Origin of the sequence: Methanimicrococcus hongohii (genome assembly GCF_032594095.1) — an archaeon.
GTDB lineage: Archaea > Halobacteriota > Methanosarcinia > Methanosarcinales > Methanosarcinaceae > Methanimicrococcus > Methanimicrococcus hongohii.
Window position 1 is genome coordinate 645825 of the sequence record NZ_CP131059.1, and the last position, 15569, is coordinate 661393.

Genomic DNA, 15569 nt, shown 5'->3' on the forward strand with positions numbered 1-15569 from the left:
CACGAGCAAAATTTGAACACACTTTCGAAACACAATTTCGAAACACAATTTCGAAACACAATTTGAAAAAAATAATAAAAAAGAATCTTACATCCAATGAAGATTATGAATTTTCATCGGATGCAAATTTTTTAATTCTGTTCTCAACTCGTTTAAGTCACCCATTCAAATGACTGAACGACTTTGATCTGCGTTTCGGTATCGACGTAAGCCAATTCCAAACGGTCTCCGATATTGATTAAAACAACACGCGGGTCAATACTTGCGGACATTGAATAATATGTCGCGTCACCGCTGAGTTTGATGTAATACTGCGAATTGCCGTCGATAACGGCGACTCGAATATCCTCAACGATTCCCGTGGCATTTGTGCTCTCCGACGGAACCGAAATGCCCGTTGAATCCAATTTTTTAATGTAATCTTCTTCAGTCTGCCGAAGCGTTTCACCTGTTCCGACGATCGTATATTGTTCGACATTGACCATTGCATATTGTTTCACGAGATTGGAATTGTCTTTCATTGCCATGAAATACGTCGGCTGACCGTGAACATTTAAGAGTAACGGGAATGTCGCGACATATCTCAAATGCTGCAGCGCGCCTTCTGCCGAATTCATCGCCGAATACTCGTGAGCGCCTGCAATTTGGTAATATTTGGAATCTTTCGTACGCTGATTGATCCAAACGAAACCGACGTTGGATTCGTCACCGCCGACAGAAGTGATACCGGTGTACATGTAAACATCGTCATCCATTGCCAAATAATTGTAGCCGTCAGTCGTCATTGTGACACCGCGCTGACCGAAAATAGAGTTCAAGAAACCGCTTCCGTAAGCGCCGTAATAATCGTATTGCTGAATCAAAAGTTCTGCGCGGTAAACGTTGTCCACCCATTCCGGAATGTCTTCGGGCGCGTAATAAGCGTGCTCGCCTGTTACCGCGTCGACCATAACGATTCCTTCGATGTCGGCGCCGCCGAAGAGTCCGATTTTCTTAACGACTTTCGGACAAATCCAATAAGGATGGCCGTCTTCATCGATTTCCATAACGGGTGTTTCAAACATATAAGTCGGATAATTGAAACGGATGTAGCGGTCAATATTTCTGAAGAAAAGTTCCGACTGGGAATATTTGATGCCGTTGCCTTCGCCCATGCGGACAACCTGCGCTTCTTGTGTTACCATGTCAACCGTGATGTATCCGGGAATACCGTCGCCGAAATTGTTAAACCATTTGAAAAAGTTTCCGTAAAGAAGCGGCGTGACACGAACGGGCCTTCCGTTGTAATTGATTTGCGTGTAATCCAATGACACTTCAAACTGCGACACCATGTCTACCAGTTCTCCCATTTTCCTGTCGCCGAGGCGCTGAGCAGAAGCGCGGTCGAGCCAGGGAATTTGGTCAAATGAAAGTTCGTCAATGTCCTCTTCGAAATTTCCGGTTTCGATGTCAATAAGTTTTGTGTATGCGTCGGCATGGAAAATCGGGCTTGAAGCAACCGATCCGATGATAATGATTGCAAAGAGCAGACCGGCGATATAAATCGGGGCTCTCTGTTTGGATTGCGCCTTTTTGGCGAGATACGGGTCTTTTTCGACATTTGTGTATTCGTCGTCATCAGACTCGGTTGTAAAAATAACTTGGCCGTTTTCGTCAACAGTACGCTTGACATTCAGACTCTGCATATTTAAAAGCATATAAATTGCAAAGTAAGCGATGACAACCGTGATTAAAAAGAAATACAAGTCGGTTGAGCGGATATTAATGGCGGGCAGCGTAAAATAAAAGTAAAGCGCGGCAAAAATGACCGTTAATATCAAACTGATGATGACTCGTGTTCGCTGATTCATCTTTTTCATTTGTTTATCTCCGTATGTGTCATAAATCAAAAATTAAAAATCAAACTGATTCACCCACAGATACAATGCCTTTATGTTTTAAACGTAATAAAAACTAATGCTCTGTTTCGTTTTTTCATGTATTTTATTTTTAATTCTTTATTTTCAATTTATTTCGATTTATTTTCAATTCATTTTCGATTTATTTTCAATTCATTTTCGATTTATTTTCAATTCATTTTCGATTTATTTTCAATTCGTTTTCAATTTATTTTCAATTATTTCGATTTTTTCAATTCATTTTTCTCTTTTTGTTTTATTTTCAGATAAAACCTAAACATCCAATTTTCAAAATCGGGTAAACCTGAACGCCCGATAAAACCCTAATTTTAAAATTTTAAATTTCGATAAAAGAAGGCGTTCCGTTTTTTGAAAAAAATAATGAAAGAAGATGTTTCAATGATTTTAGATTAAATGAAAGTTCAAAAACCGCCCCCGCAATTTGAGTTCCGGGCGGCGCGAAGCGGCGAACCGGACTTGAAACGAAGTTTCAAGTTTCCGAAGCGTAGCGGAGGAAACGAGACTTGGCGGATTCTTCCCAATCAAAACAAAAAAATCAAAGCCGTCGCTTTTTAGTTGCTGCTCAGCTCCTGCAAAGACGGCAAGTCTGCAACTGTCTTTTAAGGTTGCCGCTTGCCAATCAGGTTTGCGTTTCCGTGTGCATCTGCTCATATTTAAGAAATCCGTTCGCATTCGCGAACGTGCTGCCATCTACAGGTTTGTGTTTCCGCTGCTACCTACAGGTTTGTGTTTCCGCTGCTACCTACAGGTTTGTGTTTCCGCTGCTACCTACAGGTTTCTGTTTCCGCTGCTACCTACATGTTTCTGTTTCCGCTGCTACCTACAGGTTTCTGTTTCCGTCGCTACCTTCAGGTTTCTGTTTCCGCTTGCCAATCAGGTTTCTGTTTCCGTTTGTCGGTCAGGTTTGCGCCGCGGTTGCCGCTGCCGGCACCGCAGCAGCTGCCGCCGCCGCGCGCGAGCCGCTCAAATTTAAAAGAATAAACAAAAAGGGACTGCATTTTTGAAAAAATGAAAAAAATGAAGAATGAAAAAATGAAAAGAGATACGACATTTTTTAAAAATAATCAAAAATAATCGAAAAAGGATTGAATTATAAAAAATAATGTTAAAAAATGTCATTTTGATTCGCTCATTTTTAGATATATAACAGTATTGCATTGAGTTTTAATACAAAAATGGAGTAATATTTGAATGTGGTTGCAGCGGTCTTGATTCGCAGTTTTTGCAAATCTTGAAGAACGCACGAGCACGATTTTAAATGAATTTGAGATTTAAATGAGTTTAAAATTAAAATTTTAAAAATTTGAAACAGAAATATTTCAGATTTCTCTATATTTAACAAAAACAAAACGAGTTGATATGAAGATGCGCGCCTCTCAAAGGTCAAATTCGAAAAAGAATTTTGATGATAATCCTTATTTTGAAGGTTCGGGCACCGAATTCGCCCGCGAGGTTGTTTTAAAACCGGCAGGGTATCCTCTCATCGGTCTCATTGACGATGATCCGTTTATTGATGACACGGATTTGTTTGAGGCTTATATCCGCGATCAGTGGGAAGGATGGGAAGTCGAGACGGGCATGTATCTTTTCGACCGCGAATTGTTTAAAGGATTCGCTTACCGCGTCGTGTCCGCCGACCCCGAAGGTTTTGCAATCGGACCTGAAACGAAAGTGCAGATCGCACCGTCAAATGCCAAGCCGGAATTTGTTGAAAACAAGCCGGAAACGTTCATTTCGTTCGATGAAATCATCGGACAAGACGCCGCGAAAAAGAAATGCCGTTTGATTGAACGCTATTTGGCAGAGCCGGAAACGTTCGGCAAATGGGCGCCGAGAAACGTTTTGTTCCATGGGCCGTCCGGAACGGGCAAAACGATGCTTGCAAAAGCGCTTGCCTGCAAAGCGGATGTTCCGCTGATTCCGGTGAAAGCGACGCAATTGATCGGTGAATTTGTCGGCGAAGGAGCGCGCCAGATTCATGAATTGTACGAGCGCGCCGAAGACATGGCGCCGTGTATTATTTTTATTGATGAAATCGACGCGATCGCGCTTGACCGCAAATATCAGGAGCTGCGCGGCGATGTTGTTGAAATCGTCAACGCGCTCATTACGGAAATGGACGGATTGTCCGAGCGAAAAGGCGTTTGTACGATCGGCTCGACAAACAGAATCCAGTCGCTTGACTCCGCCGTCAGAAGCCGCTTTGAAGAAGAAATCGGTTTTGTTTTGCCGACCGCCGATGAAGTCGAAGAAATATTGAAATCGAATTTGGAAACATTCCCGCTGCCGGTTGACCCGTCTTTCAACGTCAAGCGCTTTTCAAAAGAAGCCGTCGGTTTTTCGGGAAGAGATTTGGTTCACAAAGTTCTGAAAACGGCGCTTCACCGAGCGATTATTGAAGACGAAGAATACGTGAAAGCGGAATATTTCAATAAAGCGCTTGCGGAACTCAAAAAGAACGGTTTAGATGACGACTGCCGGCAGTTTTACGCCTGAACACATTAATAAAACGTTAAATAAACGTTAAATAATATGTGAACGATTTTGGCGGTTTTGACCGTCATTCTTTTTATTTTTGAATTCGTTTGTTGAAAAAGATTTTTGAATTTAGGAATAATTAAGTTTTAAAATTTTATTTTAATTTTAACAGATTTGAAGGAAAAATTATGGACGCAGATGTTGAAATTTTAGAAACGGACAGATTTGACTGCCTTGTCGTTAACGTCATTAAAACGATGACGTTCCAGGGTGTGACGATTGAAGAGCCGTTTTCCAAGGGCCGCGTTTATTTCGGAAAAGTTCCGTCCGAATATGATATTGAAGTCGGCGATGTTTTGTTTATCGGCGCAAAACCGCTCGGTGAAGAAAAGAGCCACGGCAGTATGGAAGTTTATCTTTATGATGATGAAGATAATAAATTGGATTGGACTTTGATTTACTGATTTTTTTCAATTTTCTTTTTTCATTCATTTTTTGAATTGCTTTTTTATTTTTATTTTATTTTTGAAAAATGCGATGTTGTTTTTGATTTTTCTTTTTGAAAAGCGTTTGCCGGCCTTTGAGATTTCTTTTTTGAAAAATGTGTACCGTTTTTGATTTAGTTTTTGAAATTTGAGGGGTTCGCGCGCGGCGGCAGCAGCTGCTGCCGGAACGGAAAACTGACCGGCAAGCGGAAACACAAACCTCCCTCCCGCTGCAAACAAACACCTCCCTCCCGCCGCAACCCGAAATTTTGTGAGCGAAGCGAGCAAAATTTAATGCCAACGGATTTCTTAAAAATGAGCAAATGCAGGCAGCAACGCAAACCTGATTGGCAGCGGCAACCATAAAAGACAGTGGTAAGAAAGCACATTGCAGAAGCTGAAAAGCAATTAAAAACCAATGGCTTTGAATTTTTTGTTTCGTATGGGAAGAATCCGCCAAGTCTCGTTTCTTCGCTGCGCTCAGAAACTCAACTTGCGGGGGCGGTTTTTGAAATTTTATCCAATCTAAAATTTGTTGAAACATTATCTTTCATCAATCAAATCAAAACCGGAACGCCGTCTTTTCAATTAAATCTAAAACATTTATTTAGGGTTTTATCGGGCGTTCAGGTTTACCCGATTTTGAAAATAGGATGTTTGTGTTTGAGTTTGGATTTTCAAAACAAATCAAAAATAAAAATAAAAACAAAAATGGAAAACAAAAAATGAAAACAGAAATGAAAACAGAAATGAAAACAGAAATGTGAAATAAAAAAGAAAAGAAAATTAAAGAAAATTGGTAAACAGTATTTCACTCATCCCTCAATTCAACTTCAAGCTCCATCAAATCTTCCGCCACCAACACATTTTCAAACTCTGACGCCGCGTCTTCATAAACGCGTTCGTCTTCGTCCGTCAATCGCGGGCTCAAATGTGTCAGAACAAGCTTTCGGATGTTGTATTTTTTTGCCATCTTGGCAACGCCTTTTGCCGTTGAATGACCGTATTCATACGCGTTTTCGGCCATGTCCGACGTGAATGTCGCTTCATGAATGACCAAATCGGCGCCCTCGGATTCGTAGAAGAAAACATCGGTTTCGCGCGTGTCGCCGCTGTACGAAATCTTTCTGCCGGGGCGCATCGGGCCGACGACATCTTTGGAATAAACGACGATTCCGTTTTTGAGCGTTATGTCTTCGCCGCGATGGAGTTTTGCAAAAGCCGGCCCGGGTTCGACGCCGAGTTCGATTGCTTTTTCACGATTGAAACGGCCGGGCCTTTTTTCTTCTTCAAGAACGTAGCCGAGCGCAGGGCGATCATGGTCGGCGCGGACGGCTTTGACCGTGTAGCCGTTTTTCTGAACAATATCGCCGGGGGCGAGGACTTTTGGAATAATCAGATATTGAAGTTTATGCGTTCCGAGTTTTTCAAATGCTTCCATCACTTCAAAAAGACCGTCGGGACCGTAAATTTCAAGCTTTTCGGTGCGGTCGAAAAATCCCATCGTTTGAAGAAGGCCGGGAAGTCCCAAAATATGGTCGCCGTGATAGTGAGACAAAAAAATCGCGCTGATTTTAACGAGACCGGTTTTGGCAATCATCATCTGCCTTTGAGATCCTTCGCCGCAGTCGAAAAGCAAAAGCTCTCCTTCTCTGTTGACCATGACGCCGGCCGGATTTCTTTCTTTAGAAGGCAGCGCGCCGCCCGTTCCGAGAAACGTGATTTTAAGCATGAAAAATCAAAAGGTCTTTAATTATTTAAAATATGAGTTTCATCCAAGAATTAAAATCAAAATCAAATTAAAATCAAAATCAAAATCAAAATCAAAATCAGAATCAAAAATAAATTTTGTCAAGAGGGTGATGAGACGGCAAACAAAATTGAGAAAACAAAAAACGAAACGATGGTGAAAGAAACAAAAACAAGCGAAACGAAGACAAACAAAACAAAAACAAACAAAACAAAGACAGACGAAATAAAAACAAATGAAACAAAAACGAAAACAACAACATCTGCACCCAAAACGACAACAAAAACAACAAAACCTGCGACTCAAACGGCAGCAAAATCAGCAGCAAAATCAACAGTAAAATCAACAGTAAAAACGGAGTCAAAAACTGCAGCAAAATCGAAATTAAAATCTGAAACAAAATCGGAAGCAAATCCCGAATTAAAAACTGAATTAAAAAGTGAGAAAAAGACACCGTTTCGAAAATCAGCCGGCAATCCCGACACGAAAACACCGCGCCAACAGATAACGGAAATGCCGACCGTGACTAGAACGATCAAACCCGTTCCGCTTTCAAAGCTTCCCGTTTTTCCCGTTTCAAAAAAGCCCGACAACCGTCAAAATTTCAATGCGATTTGGGAAATCCTTCAGCAGCTTTATCCGAAACCGGAAGTTGAATTAGACTTTGAAACCCCTTGGGAAGTGTTGGCGGCAACGATTCTTTCAGCACAATGTACTGATCGTCAGGTCAACACGGTGACGAAAGTTTTGTTCAAAAAATACAGAACACTTGAAGATTATGCAAATGCCGACCCTGCCGAATTCGGAAAAGACATTTATTCCACGGGATTTTTCAATTCAAAAACGAAACATATTATCGGCAGCGCCAACATGATTTTAACACAATACAACGGTCAAGTCCCGGATACGATGGAAGAACTCACTAAACTTCCGGGCGTCGGCAGAAAGACGGCAAATATCGTTTTATCAAGAGGATTCGGAATCAATGACGGCATCGCCGTTGACACGCATGTCAAACGCCTCACGAATAAAATCGGGCTCACAGAACACGATGATCCCGAAAAGATCGAACAGGATTTGATGAAGCTTGCCGAAAGAAAAGATTACAATGATTTGTCGCTGACACTCATTTTCCACGGGCGGCGCGTGTGCGATGCGAAAAAGCCGAGATGCGATGTCTGCGCGATTCAGGATATGTGTCCGTCGGCTTTTATGTAATTATGAAAATATGTAAAACAGAAAAGATGAAATGAACGAATCGGGAAAAATAATTCGTTCATTTCACATGTGTTTAGGTGTGTTTACATACGGGGGTGTTTACATAGGGGATGTTTACATACGGGGGTGTGAGGATTGATTTATGTGTGTCGTATTTTTGGAGGAATTACAAAATCATTGTAATGACGCGCCATAAAATGTAAATGACAATCAAAAAGACAATCAAAGATACAATTATGGAAATCGCTTGATTCATTGACATTATTGTTTACCTCCATGTGTTGTTAAATGATTTCAGATGCAAATTCTTAATACACATATAATATATAAATATTTAATTATATATATTTTTGAATACGGATGATATAATTCGAGAACAAGAGAAAACGATTCGAATTTTGATTCGCTTTTATGTCAATAAAGAAAATTGATTCGCTTTTTAATGTCAATAAAGAAAATAGTAAACACAAAAAGCGGTTACAATAATCAGACAAACTAAAATAATTGCAATGTAATGAATCGGTTTATATTCCATTTTTGATCACCAATCATTATAACACAAATATTTATAAAATTATTTTGATTTAAATTAAATTAATTTTAAGAATTTCGATATGTTTCGAAAAAATTAAAAAAGTTACAAATACGGAACCGATTTACTGCATTTTGTAAATGACATCACCGAGGCGTTCAAAAATGCAGGGACCTGAAAAACGTACAGAAGAAGAAGCTGAAACCGCAGCAATGATTTTAGAACATGTTAACAAATTCGGTCTTTTCTCGTTTGAGCGTGAAGAAAGAAGAGAAGAAAGCACTATTGCTTAAGCAGGACAAATGCTCGTTGCAATCTCCGTTTTTTCTGCGGTCATTTTAATGTTGGTTCCAATTCTGATAGAGCATACTGAAATTGAACATTTCAAAATTTATGCATTTCTTGCAATTGTTTTAAGCTTATTGGCAATTTCCTTTATCTGTGCTGTTTTAGCACAGTCGAGATATGATCATTCAGTTCCTACTGATATTAATCAAATTTATCAAATAATCAATGAACATCATGATGAATTTTCAGGTTCTGATGATTTTCTGCTTTTACAGAAAAAACAAATCGGTAATATTCACCGATCTAAAAAAGAACTCAATGATAAAAGGGTTAAGTTACTTCAAATATCGTTAAACATTTTGATATTCTCAATACTTATCGCAATTTTTATATTATTGCTGATGTATCATACAATACAATAAAATAAAGGAAGTTAAATAATGGAAACGACAGACAAAAATGAAATTAAAAAAAGAAATCCGCTTGATACAGTCAGATTAAAAGATTATTTTGAAGTTACAGAAATCGCAACGGCAAAACCGTTATTTTACCTGAAATTGGAAAAGAAATGGAGAGATTGGAGAAATAAACAAAAAAATAAAAATGAAATAAACAAAAAATGAAATTAAAAACAAAATAAAAATGAATTACAAACAAAATAAAAAGAATGAAGCCTTTGATTGCTTCATTTCTTATTCTCTTTTGCCGCCTTCACAAATTCCGTAAAAATGGGTTCTGCGCGCTGCGGTCTTGATCGGAATTGAGGATGATACAAAGTGCCGATAAAGAATTTCTTGTCGGGCAATTCAACGATTTGCTTCATTCCGTTAATGTCGCCCGAGAAAACAAGTCCTTTTTCTTCGAGAACTTTCACAAACTGATTGTTGACTTCATATCTGTTTCTGAATCTCTCTAAAATCGCGTCTTTGCCGTAAACCTTCTTGGCAAGCGTTCCGTCTTTGATTCGAACTTCATATTCGCCGACTTTCATAATGCCGCGGAAACCGGAAATATCGCTTTCTTTGGATGTCACGTCAATGACGGGGAATTCTGTTTTTTCATTCAATTCCGTCGTGTCGGCGCCGGCAAGATTTGCAACATTTCTTGCGAAATCAATGACTGCTGCCTGCATTCCAAAACCGATTCCGAGGAACGGGATGTCATTTTCACGCGCGAACGTAACAGCTTTGATAATGCCGTCCGAACCGCGTTCGCCAAACGCGCCCGGAACAATGATGCCGTCATAATTTTTCAAGCTCTCTAAAACTGAAGCGTCTTCTTCGATATTTTCCGAACCGATCAATTTAATCGTTGCTTTAATTCCGGCAGCGGTGGCGCCGTGTTTGACGGCTTCAAAAACACTGATGTAAGAATCCGGCAAATCTGTGTATTTGCCGACCAATGCCAAACAAACGGCTTCTGAATCAGGAATTTCGGCAACCGCTTTCATTCTGTCAACCATTTCATTCCAATCCGTAATCGGCGGATTTTCAGGCGCCGAAAGACTGAGTGCTGAAATTAAATGGTCGGTTAAACCCTGACTGTCAAGAATTTGAGGCAATTCATAAAGAATCGGCACCGTATAAGCGCTGATCACACATTCTTCGGGAACGTCACAGAAAAGGGCGATTTTTTCTTTTGTTTCCTTTTTCAGCGGAAGCGTTGAACGACCGACAATATAATCGGGAGATAAACCGAGCGTTCTCATTTCTTTAACGGAATGCTGTGTCGGCTTTGTTTTCTGCTCGCCCTGCGTGTCGTCAAAGAAAAGCGTGACGTGAACGAATTTCATATTTCCGGAAGGTTCTTCGTTCTTCATTTGACGAATGGCTTCCATGTAAAACATACTTTCATAGTCACCGACAGTGCCGCCGATTTCAATCAAACAAACATCGGCGCCGCTTCTTTGTGCTGCGGTTCTGAGTTTGTGTTTGATTTCATTTGTGATATGAGGAATAATTTGAACGGTTTTGCCGAGGAATTCGCCGCGGCGCTCGCGATCTAAAACAGTGGAATAAACATTGCCGGTCGTAATATCGTGGTCGGCCGTTAAATCAACATCTAAAAAGCGTTCGTAGTTGCCGAGGTCTAAATCGACTTCGCCGCCGTCGTTTAAAACACAGATTTCGCCGTGCTGAAGCGGTGTCATGATGCCGGCGTTGACGTTCAAATAAGGATCGATTTTGATCGCCGTCACCTTGTAGCCTCTGTTTTTCAGGTTTCTGCCGATGGATGCCGTTGTAATCCCTTTCCCCAGACCGCTGATAACTCCGCCCGTAACAACAATGTATTTCATATTTGATTCCTGCCTTTGATTGATCCTTTATAATTGTCAAATGATGATCAGATTCTTAATAAGATTCTCATCTTTGAATCAATAATTGATTCCCTGAATTAATATTTTTCCGAATCCGTGTCGGATAAAAATGTCAATTCAAATCGAAAATCATATGACAACTCAATTAAACTTAAAGATATTCAAATGGTCGTATAAATAGTTAATGTCAAAAACTTGAAAAAACAAGTATCTGTTATCTGTTTTTTGCCAACATTTGCAACAGTTTGGATAACCGAAAAAACGGCGTAATTGCAATTGCGGGCGGCGTTTGCACGCGAGCGGCTTCATTTTTTTGATAAGTTTTCAAACTTGTACCGCGTTTTTATTTCATTTCGGGATGAAACCTAAACATCCAATTTTCAAGCTCGGTGAACCTGAACGCCCGATAAAACCCTAAATAAATGTTTTAGATTTTGGATAAAAGAAAGCGTTCCGTTTTTGAAGAAAATGATTGAAAGACGATGTTTCAATCAATTTTTAGATTGAATTAAATTTCAAAAACCGCCCCCGCAAGTTGAGTCTCCGAGCGCAGCGAGGAGACGAGACTTGGCGGATTCTTACCATACGAAACAAAAACTCAAAAACCGCAGAACTAAAATCGCATTTCAGATTCAGCTTGTTCCTTCTTTCGACTGTCTTTTGCTGTCAGTTTCCGGCTGAGCCTGCTCGTCTGCAACTGTCTTTTAAGATTGCTGCTGCCAATCAAGTTTGCGTTGCCGCGTGCATCTGCTCTTTTTAAAGATATCCGTTGGCATTAAATTTTGCTCGCTTCGCTCACAAAATTTTGGGTTGCTGCGAGAGGAAGTGTTTGTTTGCAGTGGGAGGGAGGTTTCTGTTTCCGCTTGCAAGTCAGGTTTCTGTTTGCAGTGGGAGGGCGGTGTTTGTTTGCAGTGGGAGGGTGGTGTTTGTTTCCGCCTGCCGAACAGGTTTGCGCCGCCGCTGCCGGCAGCCGCAGCAGCTGCCCGCCGCCGCGCGAGTCGCCCCGTTTTTCAAACAAAGGAGTCAAAAACGAAACCAATTTTAAAAAATAAAATCAAAAATGGGAACCTGTTTTTAAAAATAAAGTCAAAAGGAACCGGCAAATTTAGTAAAAAACAAAATCAAAAAGAAATCATCAAATTTAGCGAAAACAAATCAAAAAGAAATCATCAAATTTAGTGAAAACAAATCAAAAAGAAACCATCGAATTTAGTGAAAACGAATCAAAAATGAACGACAAATTTAATGAAAAACAAATCAAAAAAAATCATCAAATAAATGAAAAATAAAAAAGAAAAGAACGAATTATTCGCAATTCGCCCCTTCAATCGACAGCGCCTGATGCGGGCACATGTCAATACATAAACCGCATTTGACGCACTTTTGCATATCCATTGCCAAACTCCAGTCGTCCGCAAACGAAAAGACTTTCGACGGACAAACCGAAATGCATGCGCCGCAGTCGACACATTCACTTTCATCTCTGCAAATGAGCGTATCCAAAAGCGTTACCGTAACGCCGCGGGCTTCAAACTCATTTTTAATGACCTCATAATACTTGTCAATGACTTCAATAATGATTTCGCCGCCGGTCGAATCAATATGAGAGGAAACAATGCTGACAAGAACGCCGGTTTTGATGATAATCTCCGATAAAATCGGCGACTTCACGCGTTCATCCGGAAAACTGATCTTAAGTTTCATTCATGCTTCCCCCTTGTGAAAAGTTTACTGATATGCTCACTCGTCAGCATCCCGACAACCGTTTGATTGTCATCAATGACCGGGATGGCCGAAATTTTGAATTCCGCAAGCCTTTTGGCAACCACGTCAGCCGTTTCATCCGGCGAACAAGTAATCACATCCCTCGTCATGCAGGCACCGACCGTATCGACTTTTCCTTCGGCAACCGCCTTTGAAATATCCCACGACGTGATGATGCCGACCAACTTGCCGCCCGACACAACCGAAACATGATTGCGCTCATTCTGCTTCATCAATTTCGCCGCGTCAATAAAACTGTCCGTCTGCTCCACCGTCACAACCTTTTTGCTCATAATGTCGCGAACGACAGGCGTTTTATTCGTCTCTTTCATCGGCTTCGTCGATTGGTTCAAAGGCAGCGTCGTCGTGTTCGCGCCGAGGAAGAATCGGCCCGCAACAATGCGGCTCTTCAATTCCTCCGCAACCTCGCGGGATTTCTTAAAGCTGGACATACAGGACGTTGCCACATCTTTGCCGTTTAACTGAATGCTTCCCGAACGAAGCTCCTCATAATTGGCTTTTCTGACAACCGGACGGTCACGCTTTCCGATGCTGTAATCTTTAATGCTGACTTCAATGTCCGCGTCTCGAACGGCTGCCGCTTGCGCCATCTCGGCGTCCAAAATCGGAATCGGAATGCCGATGCCGAGGAACAGCGACGTGCCGTATCCTTCAAAGCTTGCAGCGTTGACGTATTCCTTCGTCATCTCTTTCAAATTCGCCGTCGTCATCAGTGTTGCAAAACCGGATGCCGTTGAACACTGCGTTCCTTCGCCGACAATCGTTCCTTCGGCGCCGCCCATGAATATTTTGGTTCCCGCGCCGATCGTTCTGTAAGTCGGATCATTTGAAAGCGGAGACAAAATGCCCGCGCCCGAATAAGTCACATTTTTGTAATCCGGAAGCAGTTTGCCCATGTAAGTGTGAATGACTTTTTTTGAGCCGTTTGTTGCGGCGTCATAACGCTGATAAGCGTTTCTCGGGTTGACCATGATTGCCTGATTCAAATCATCCAGCGTAATCGTGGTCGTCAACTCCTTTCTCGGGTAGCAGTCCGTGCCGTAAGAATAAGCGTTGACTTCAACCTTTTTACCGCAGATCAAATCTTCAATGACATGAGCGCCGCCGTATTTGATGCCGAGCTTTTCAGAGATCTGCGTCGCGCCCAAATACGAGTCGACCGCTGCGATTCCGCTGTACGCTTCGACATCGTTCATGAACATTTTTGTCATTTTAATCGGGATTTCGGAGTGACCGAAGTTGAGGAAAACGCCTGAAGAACACATAGCGCCGAAGGTCCCCGTGGTCACCACGTCAACCTCTGCAGCCGCCTTTTCGGCACCGATATCGTCAACAATGTCGGACATTTCTTCAGCCGTCACGACACAGACATTACCGGATGCGATTTTTTCATTGATTTCAGCAATCGTTTTCGCCATTATTATTCGTCTCCTTTTCAAGAAAATCACGTCAGCAATCTGTGATATTTACAATATTTTGCGATATTTACGATATCTGTAATATTTACGATATCTGTAATATTTACGATATCTGTAATATTTACGATATTTGTAATATCTGTGATTTTCAATTTATGTGAGTTTAATTTGTAATTTTTATAATTTTTTAAAATTTTTTAAAATTTTTTTAGCTTCTTTTAGCTTTTTATTTAGTTTTTATTATGCTTTTGATTATTAATTCTGTTGCATGTTTTTTCACAATTTTTAAAAAATCGCTCAAAACACTCGGCAAAACAGAATGGATATTATAGTATATAAATTTTGCACATATTTATTACTGACAGTAATATTTTTCAAACCGTGTTTACCGATGATAAAAATGAATTTTCCCAAAATATGTTTACAGAATATTATTAGTTCAAGAAACTTATCGGATATACCACTCATATTAAATAAAATGTTGCAGTTATACTCTTTTAGATTCGAAGAAACATGGTGCTTCTCATTATTTTGGTGATTAAATGAAATATAGCGAAAAATATCCGGCTGTAACATTATTGGACCGGGAAGGGACAGTCATGGACATCTATACAAAAAGATATCTGGAGCTTGGAAGCCGTTTTTATGATTTGTTCAAACATGATCTGAAGAACTATCAGAACGCTATTTTTATGGCGCTTGATTTATACAAGCTGAAAAAGGATGAAAAATATTTGGAAATGGTTGAAGAAGCCTCCCAAAAGAGCTTGGAACACATTGAAGTCATCAAAGAAATCGAACCGTTCGTTTACAGCGGCGGTAACCTTGGTTTTTATTCATTTTATTCCTGTATGAGCAGACTTACGGAAAAATATCCGGACAAAGAATTTGAGTTAAACGGCGACGACATTTACGTTTTTGCCGACGGCGCATTTCCGAAACTTTTTGATTTATTAATTCAGATAACGCTTGAAAATAACAACAAATACAAGCTTTCGTTTACAACATCAGAATTTCAGGAAGACGGATTAAACAAATGCGCTGTCAGAATCGACATTCATAACTTTTCGGTTCCCGGAAGTACGCTTGAAGCCATCTTAAATGAAGATAAAAACAGTGTGACCGGCGACAAAATCAGTTTAATTTTCTACATCGCAAAAATGATTCTTTCCCGTTATTCGGGCAATTTGAAATTAACCGAATCAACCGATGATAAAACAGTTTTGACCGTGATATTTTTGAGCGCCGACAATGATGTATTTCATTCCTGTTCGGGAACGCTTGAATGATTTCGAAATTTTCAATTAATTTTTGACATTTTTCTTTTAAATTATTTCTTTTCATTATTTTCTTTTCATTATTTTCTTTTAATATTTTCT

Annotated in this window: 15 protein-coding genes; 9 read left to right on the plus strand and 6 right to left on the minus strand. The window is 40.3% G+C overall.

Features of this window, described 5'->3' with window-relative positions; translation table 11 throughout:
• Positions 1 to 152: 152 nt before the first annotated feature.
• Entirely contained in the window at positions 153 to 1859 is a 1707-nt protein-coding gene (locus tag MmiHf6_RS02945; RefSeq protein WP_316558218.1) for a hypothetical protein, read from the minus strand.
• A 563-nt stretch (positions 1860 to 2422) separates the two neighbouring features.
• Between MmiHf6_RS02945 and MmiHf6_RS02950 the strand changes: the two genes are divergently transcribed.
• The 3 genes from MmiHf6_RS02950 to MmiHf6_RS02960 all read left to right on the plus strand — a co-directional run bounded on the left by MmiHf6_RS02950 (position 2423) and on the right by MmiHf6_RS02960 (position 4861).
• On the plus strand, positions 2423 to 2923 hold the full coding sequence (locus MmiHf6_RS02950; protein WP_316558219.1) for a hypothetical protein: 501 nt from the start codon (positions 2423 to 2425) through the stop codon (positions 2921 to 2923).
• A 361-nt stretch (positions 2924 to 3284) separates the two neighbouring features.
• Entirely contained in the window at positions 3285 to 4415 is a 1131-nt protein-coding gene (locus MmiHf6_RS02955) for an AAA family ATPase (protein WP_316558220.1), read from the plus strand.
• A gap of 170 nt (positions 4416 to 4585) precedes the next feature.
• Positions 4586 to 4861, plus strand: a complete 276-nt coding sequence (locus MmiHf6_RS02960; protein ID WP_316558221.1) for a hypothetical protein — start codon at positions 4586 to 4588, stop codon at positions 4859 to 4861.
• Between the two features lie 55 nt (positions 4862 to 4916).
• On the opposite strand, the gene MmiHf6_RS02965 is transcribed toward MmiHf6_RS02960, so the two are convergent.
• Together MmiHf6_RS02965 and rnz are read right to left on the minus strand one after the other, a co-directional pair.
• A complete protein-coding gene (locus MmiHf6_RS02965) occupies positions 4917 to 5342 on the minus strand; it encodes a hypothetical protein (protein ID WP_316558222.1) in 426 nt (141 codons plus the stop codon).
• A 351-nt stretch (positions 5343 to 5693) separates the two neighbouring features.
• Positions 5694 to 6614, minus strand: a complete 921-nt coding sequence (rnz, locus tag MmiHf6_RS02970) for a ribonuclease Z (RefSeq protein ID WP_316558223.1) — start codon at positions 6612 to 6614, stop codon at positions 5694 to 5696.
• A 171-nt stretch (positions 6615 to 6785) separates the two neighbouring features.
• Here rnz and nth point away from each other — a divergent pair, with 171 nt between their 5' ends.
• From nth to MmiHf6_RS02985, 3 genes are all read left to right on the plus strand, one after another.
• Positions 6786 to 7850, plus strand: coding sequence for an endonuclease III (nth, locus tag MmiHf6_RS02975; RefSeq protein WP_316558224.1), 1065 nt, complete (start codon positions 6786 to 6788; stop codon positions 7848 to 7850).
• A gap of 696 nt (positions 7851 to 8546) precedes the next feature.
• On the plus strand, positions 8547 to 8675 hold the full coding sequence (locus MmiHf6_RS02980; protein WP_316558225.1) for a hypothetical protein: 129 nt from the start codon (positions 8547 to 8549) through the stop codon (positions 8673 to 8675).
• A gap of 9 nt (positions 8676 to 8684) precedes the next feature.
• Positions 8685 to 9092 (plus strand): hypothetical protein, encoded by a 408-nt coding sequence (locus MmiHf6_RS02985; protein ID WP_316558226.1) that lies wholly within the window; start codon positions 8685 to 8687, stop codon positions 9090 to 9092.
• A 263-nt stretch (positions 9093 to 9355) separates the two neighbouring features.
• Here MmiHf6_RS02985 and MmiHf6_RS02990 read toward each other — a convergent pair whose 3' ends face one another.
• On the minus strand, positions 9356 to 10966 hold the full coding sequence (locus MmiHf6_RS02990) for a CTP synthase (RefSeq protein ID WP_316558227.1): 1611 nt from the start codon (positions 10964 to 10966) through the stop codon (positions 9356 to 9358).
• Between the two features lie 658 nt (positions 10967 to 11624).
• Between MmiHf6_RS02990 and MmiHf6_RS02995 the strand changes: the two genes are divergently transcribed.
• Both MmiHf6_RS02995 and MmiHf6_RS03000 read left to right on the plus strand, forming a co-directional pair.
• On the plus strand, positions 11625 to 11747 hold the full coding sequence (locus MmiHf6_RS02995) for a hypothetical protein (RefSeq protein ID WP_316558228.1): 123 nt from the start codon (positions 11625 to 11627) through the stop codon (positions 11745 to 11747).
• A gap of 69 nt (positions 11748 to 11816) precedes the next feature.
• Positions 11817 to 12032 (plus strand): hypothetical protein, encoded by a 216-nt coding sequence (locus MmiHf6_RS03000; protein ID WP_316558229.1) that lies wholly within the window; start codon positions 11817 to 11819, stop codon positions 12030 to 12032.
• 260 nt (positions 12033 to 12292) lie between these two features.
• Here the strand turns inward: MmiHf6_RS03000 and MmiHf6_RS03005 are convergent, their stop codons facing one another.
• Entirely contained in the window at positions 12293 to 12691 is a 399-nt protein-coding gene (locus MmiHf6_RS03005; protein WP_316558230.1) for a 4Fe-4S dicluster domain-containing protein, read from the minus strand.
• Positions 12688 to 14190, minus strand: coding sequence for a homocysteine biosynthesis protein (locus MmiHf6_RS03010; RefSeq protein WP_316558231.1), 1503 nt, complete (start codon positions 14188 to 14190; stop codon positions 12688 to 12690). The genes MmiHf6_RS03005 and MmiHf6_RS03010 overlap by 4 nt, the downstream gene beginning before the upstream one ends.
• A gap of 578 nt (positions 14191 to 14768) precedes the next feature.
• On the opposite strand from MmiHf6_RS03010, the gene MmiHf6_RS03015 reads away from it, so the two are divergent.
• Positions 14769 to 15479 (plus strand): hypothetical protein, encoded by a 711-nt coding sequence (locus MmiHf6_RS03015; RefSeq protein ID WP_316558232.1) that lies wholly within the window; start codon positions 14769 to 14771, stop codon positions 15477 to 15479.
• Positions 15480 to 15569: the final 90 nt, after the last annotated feature.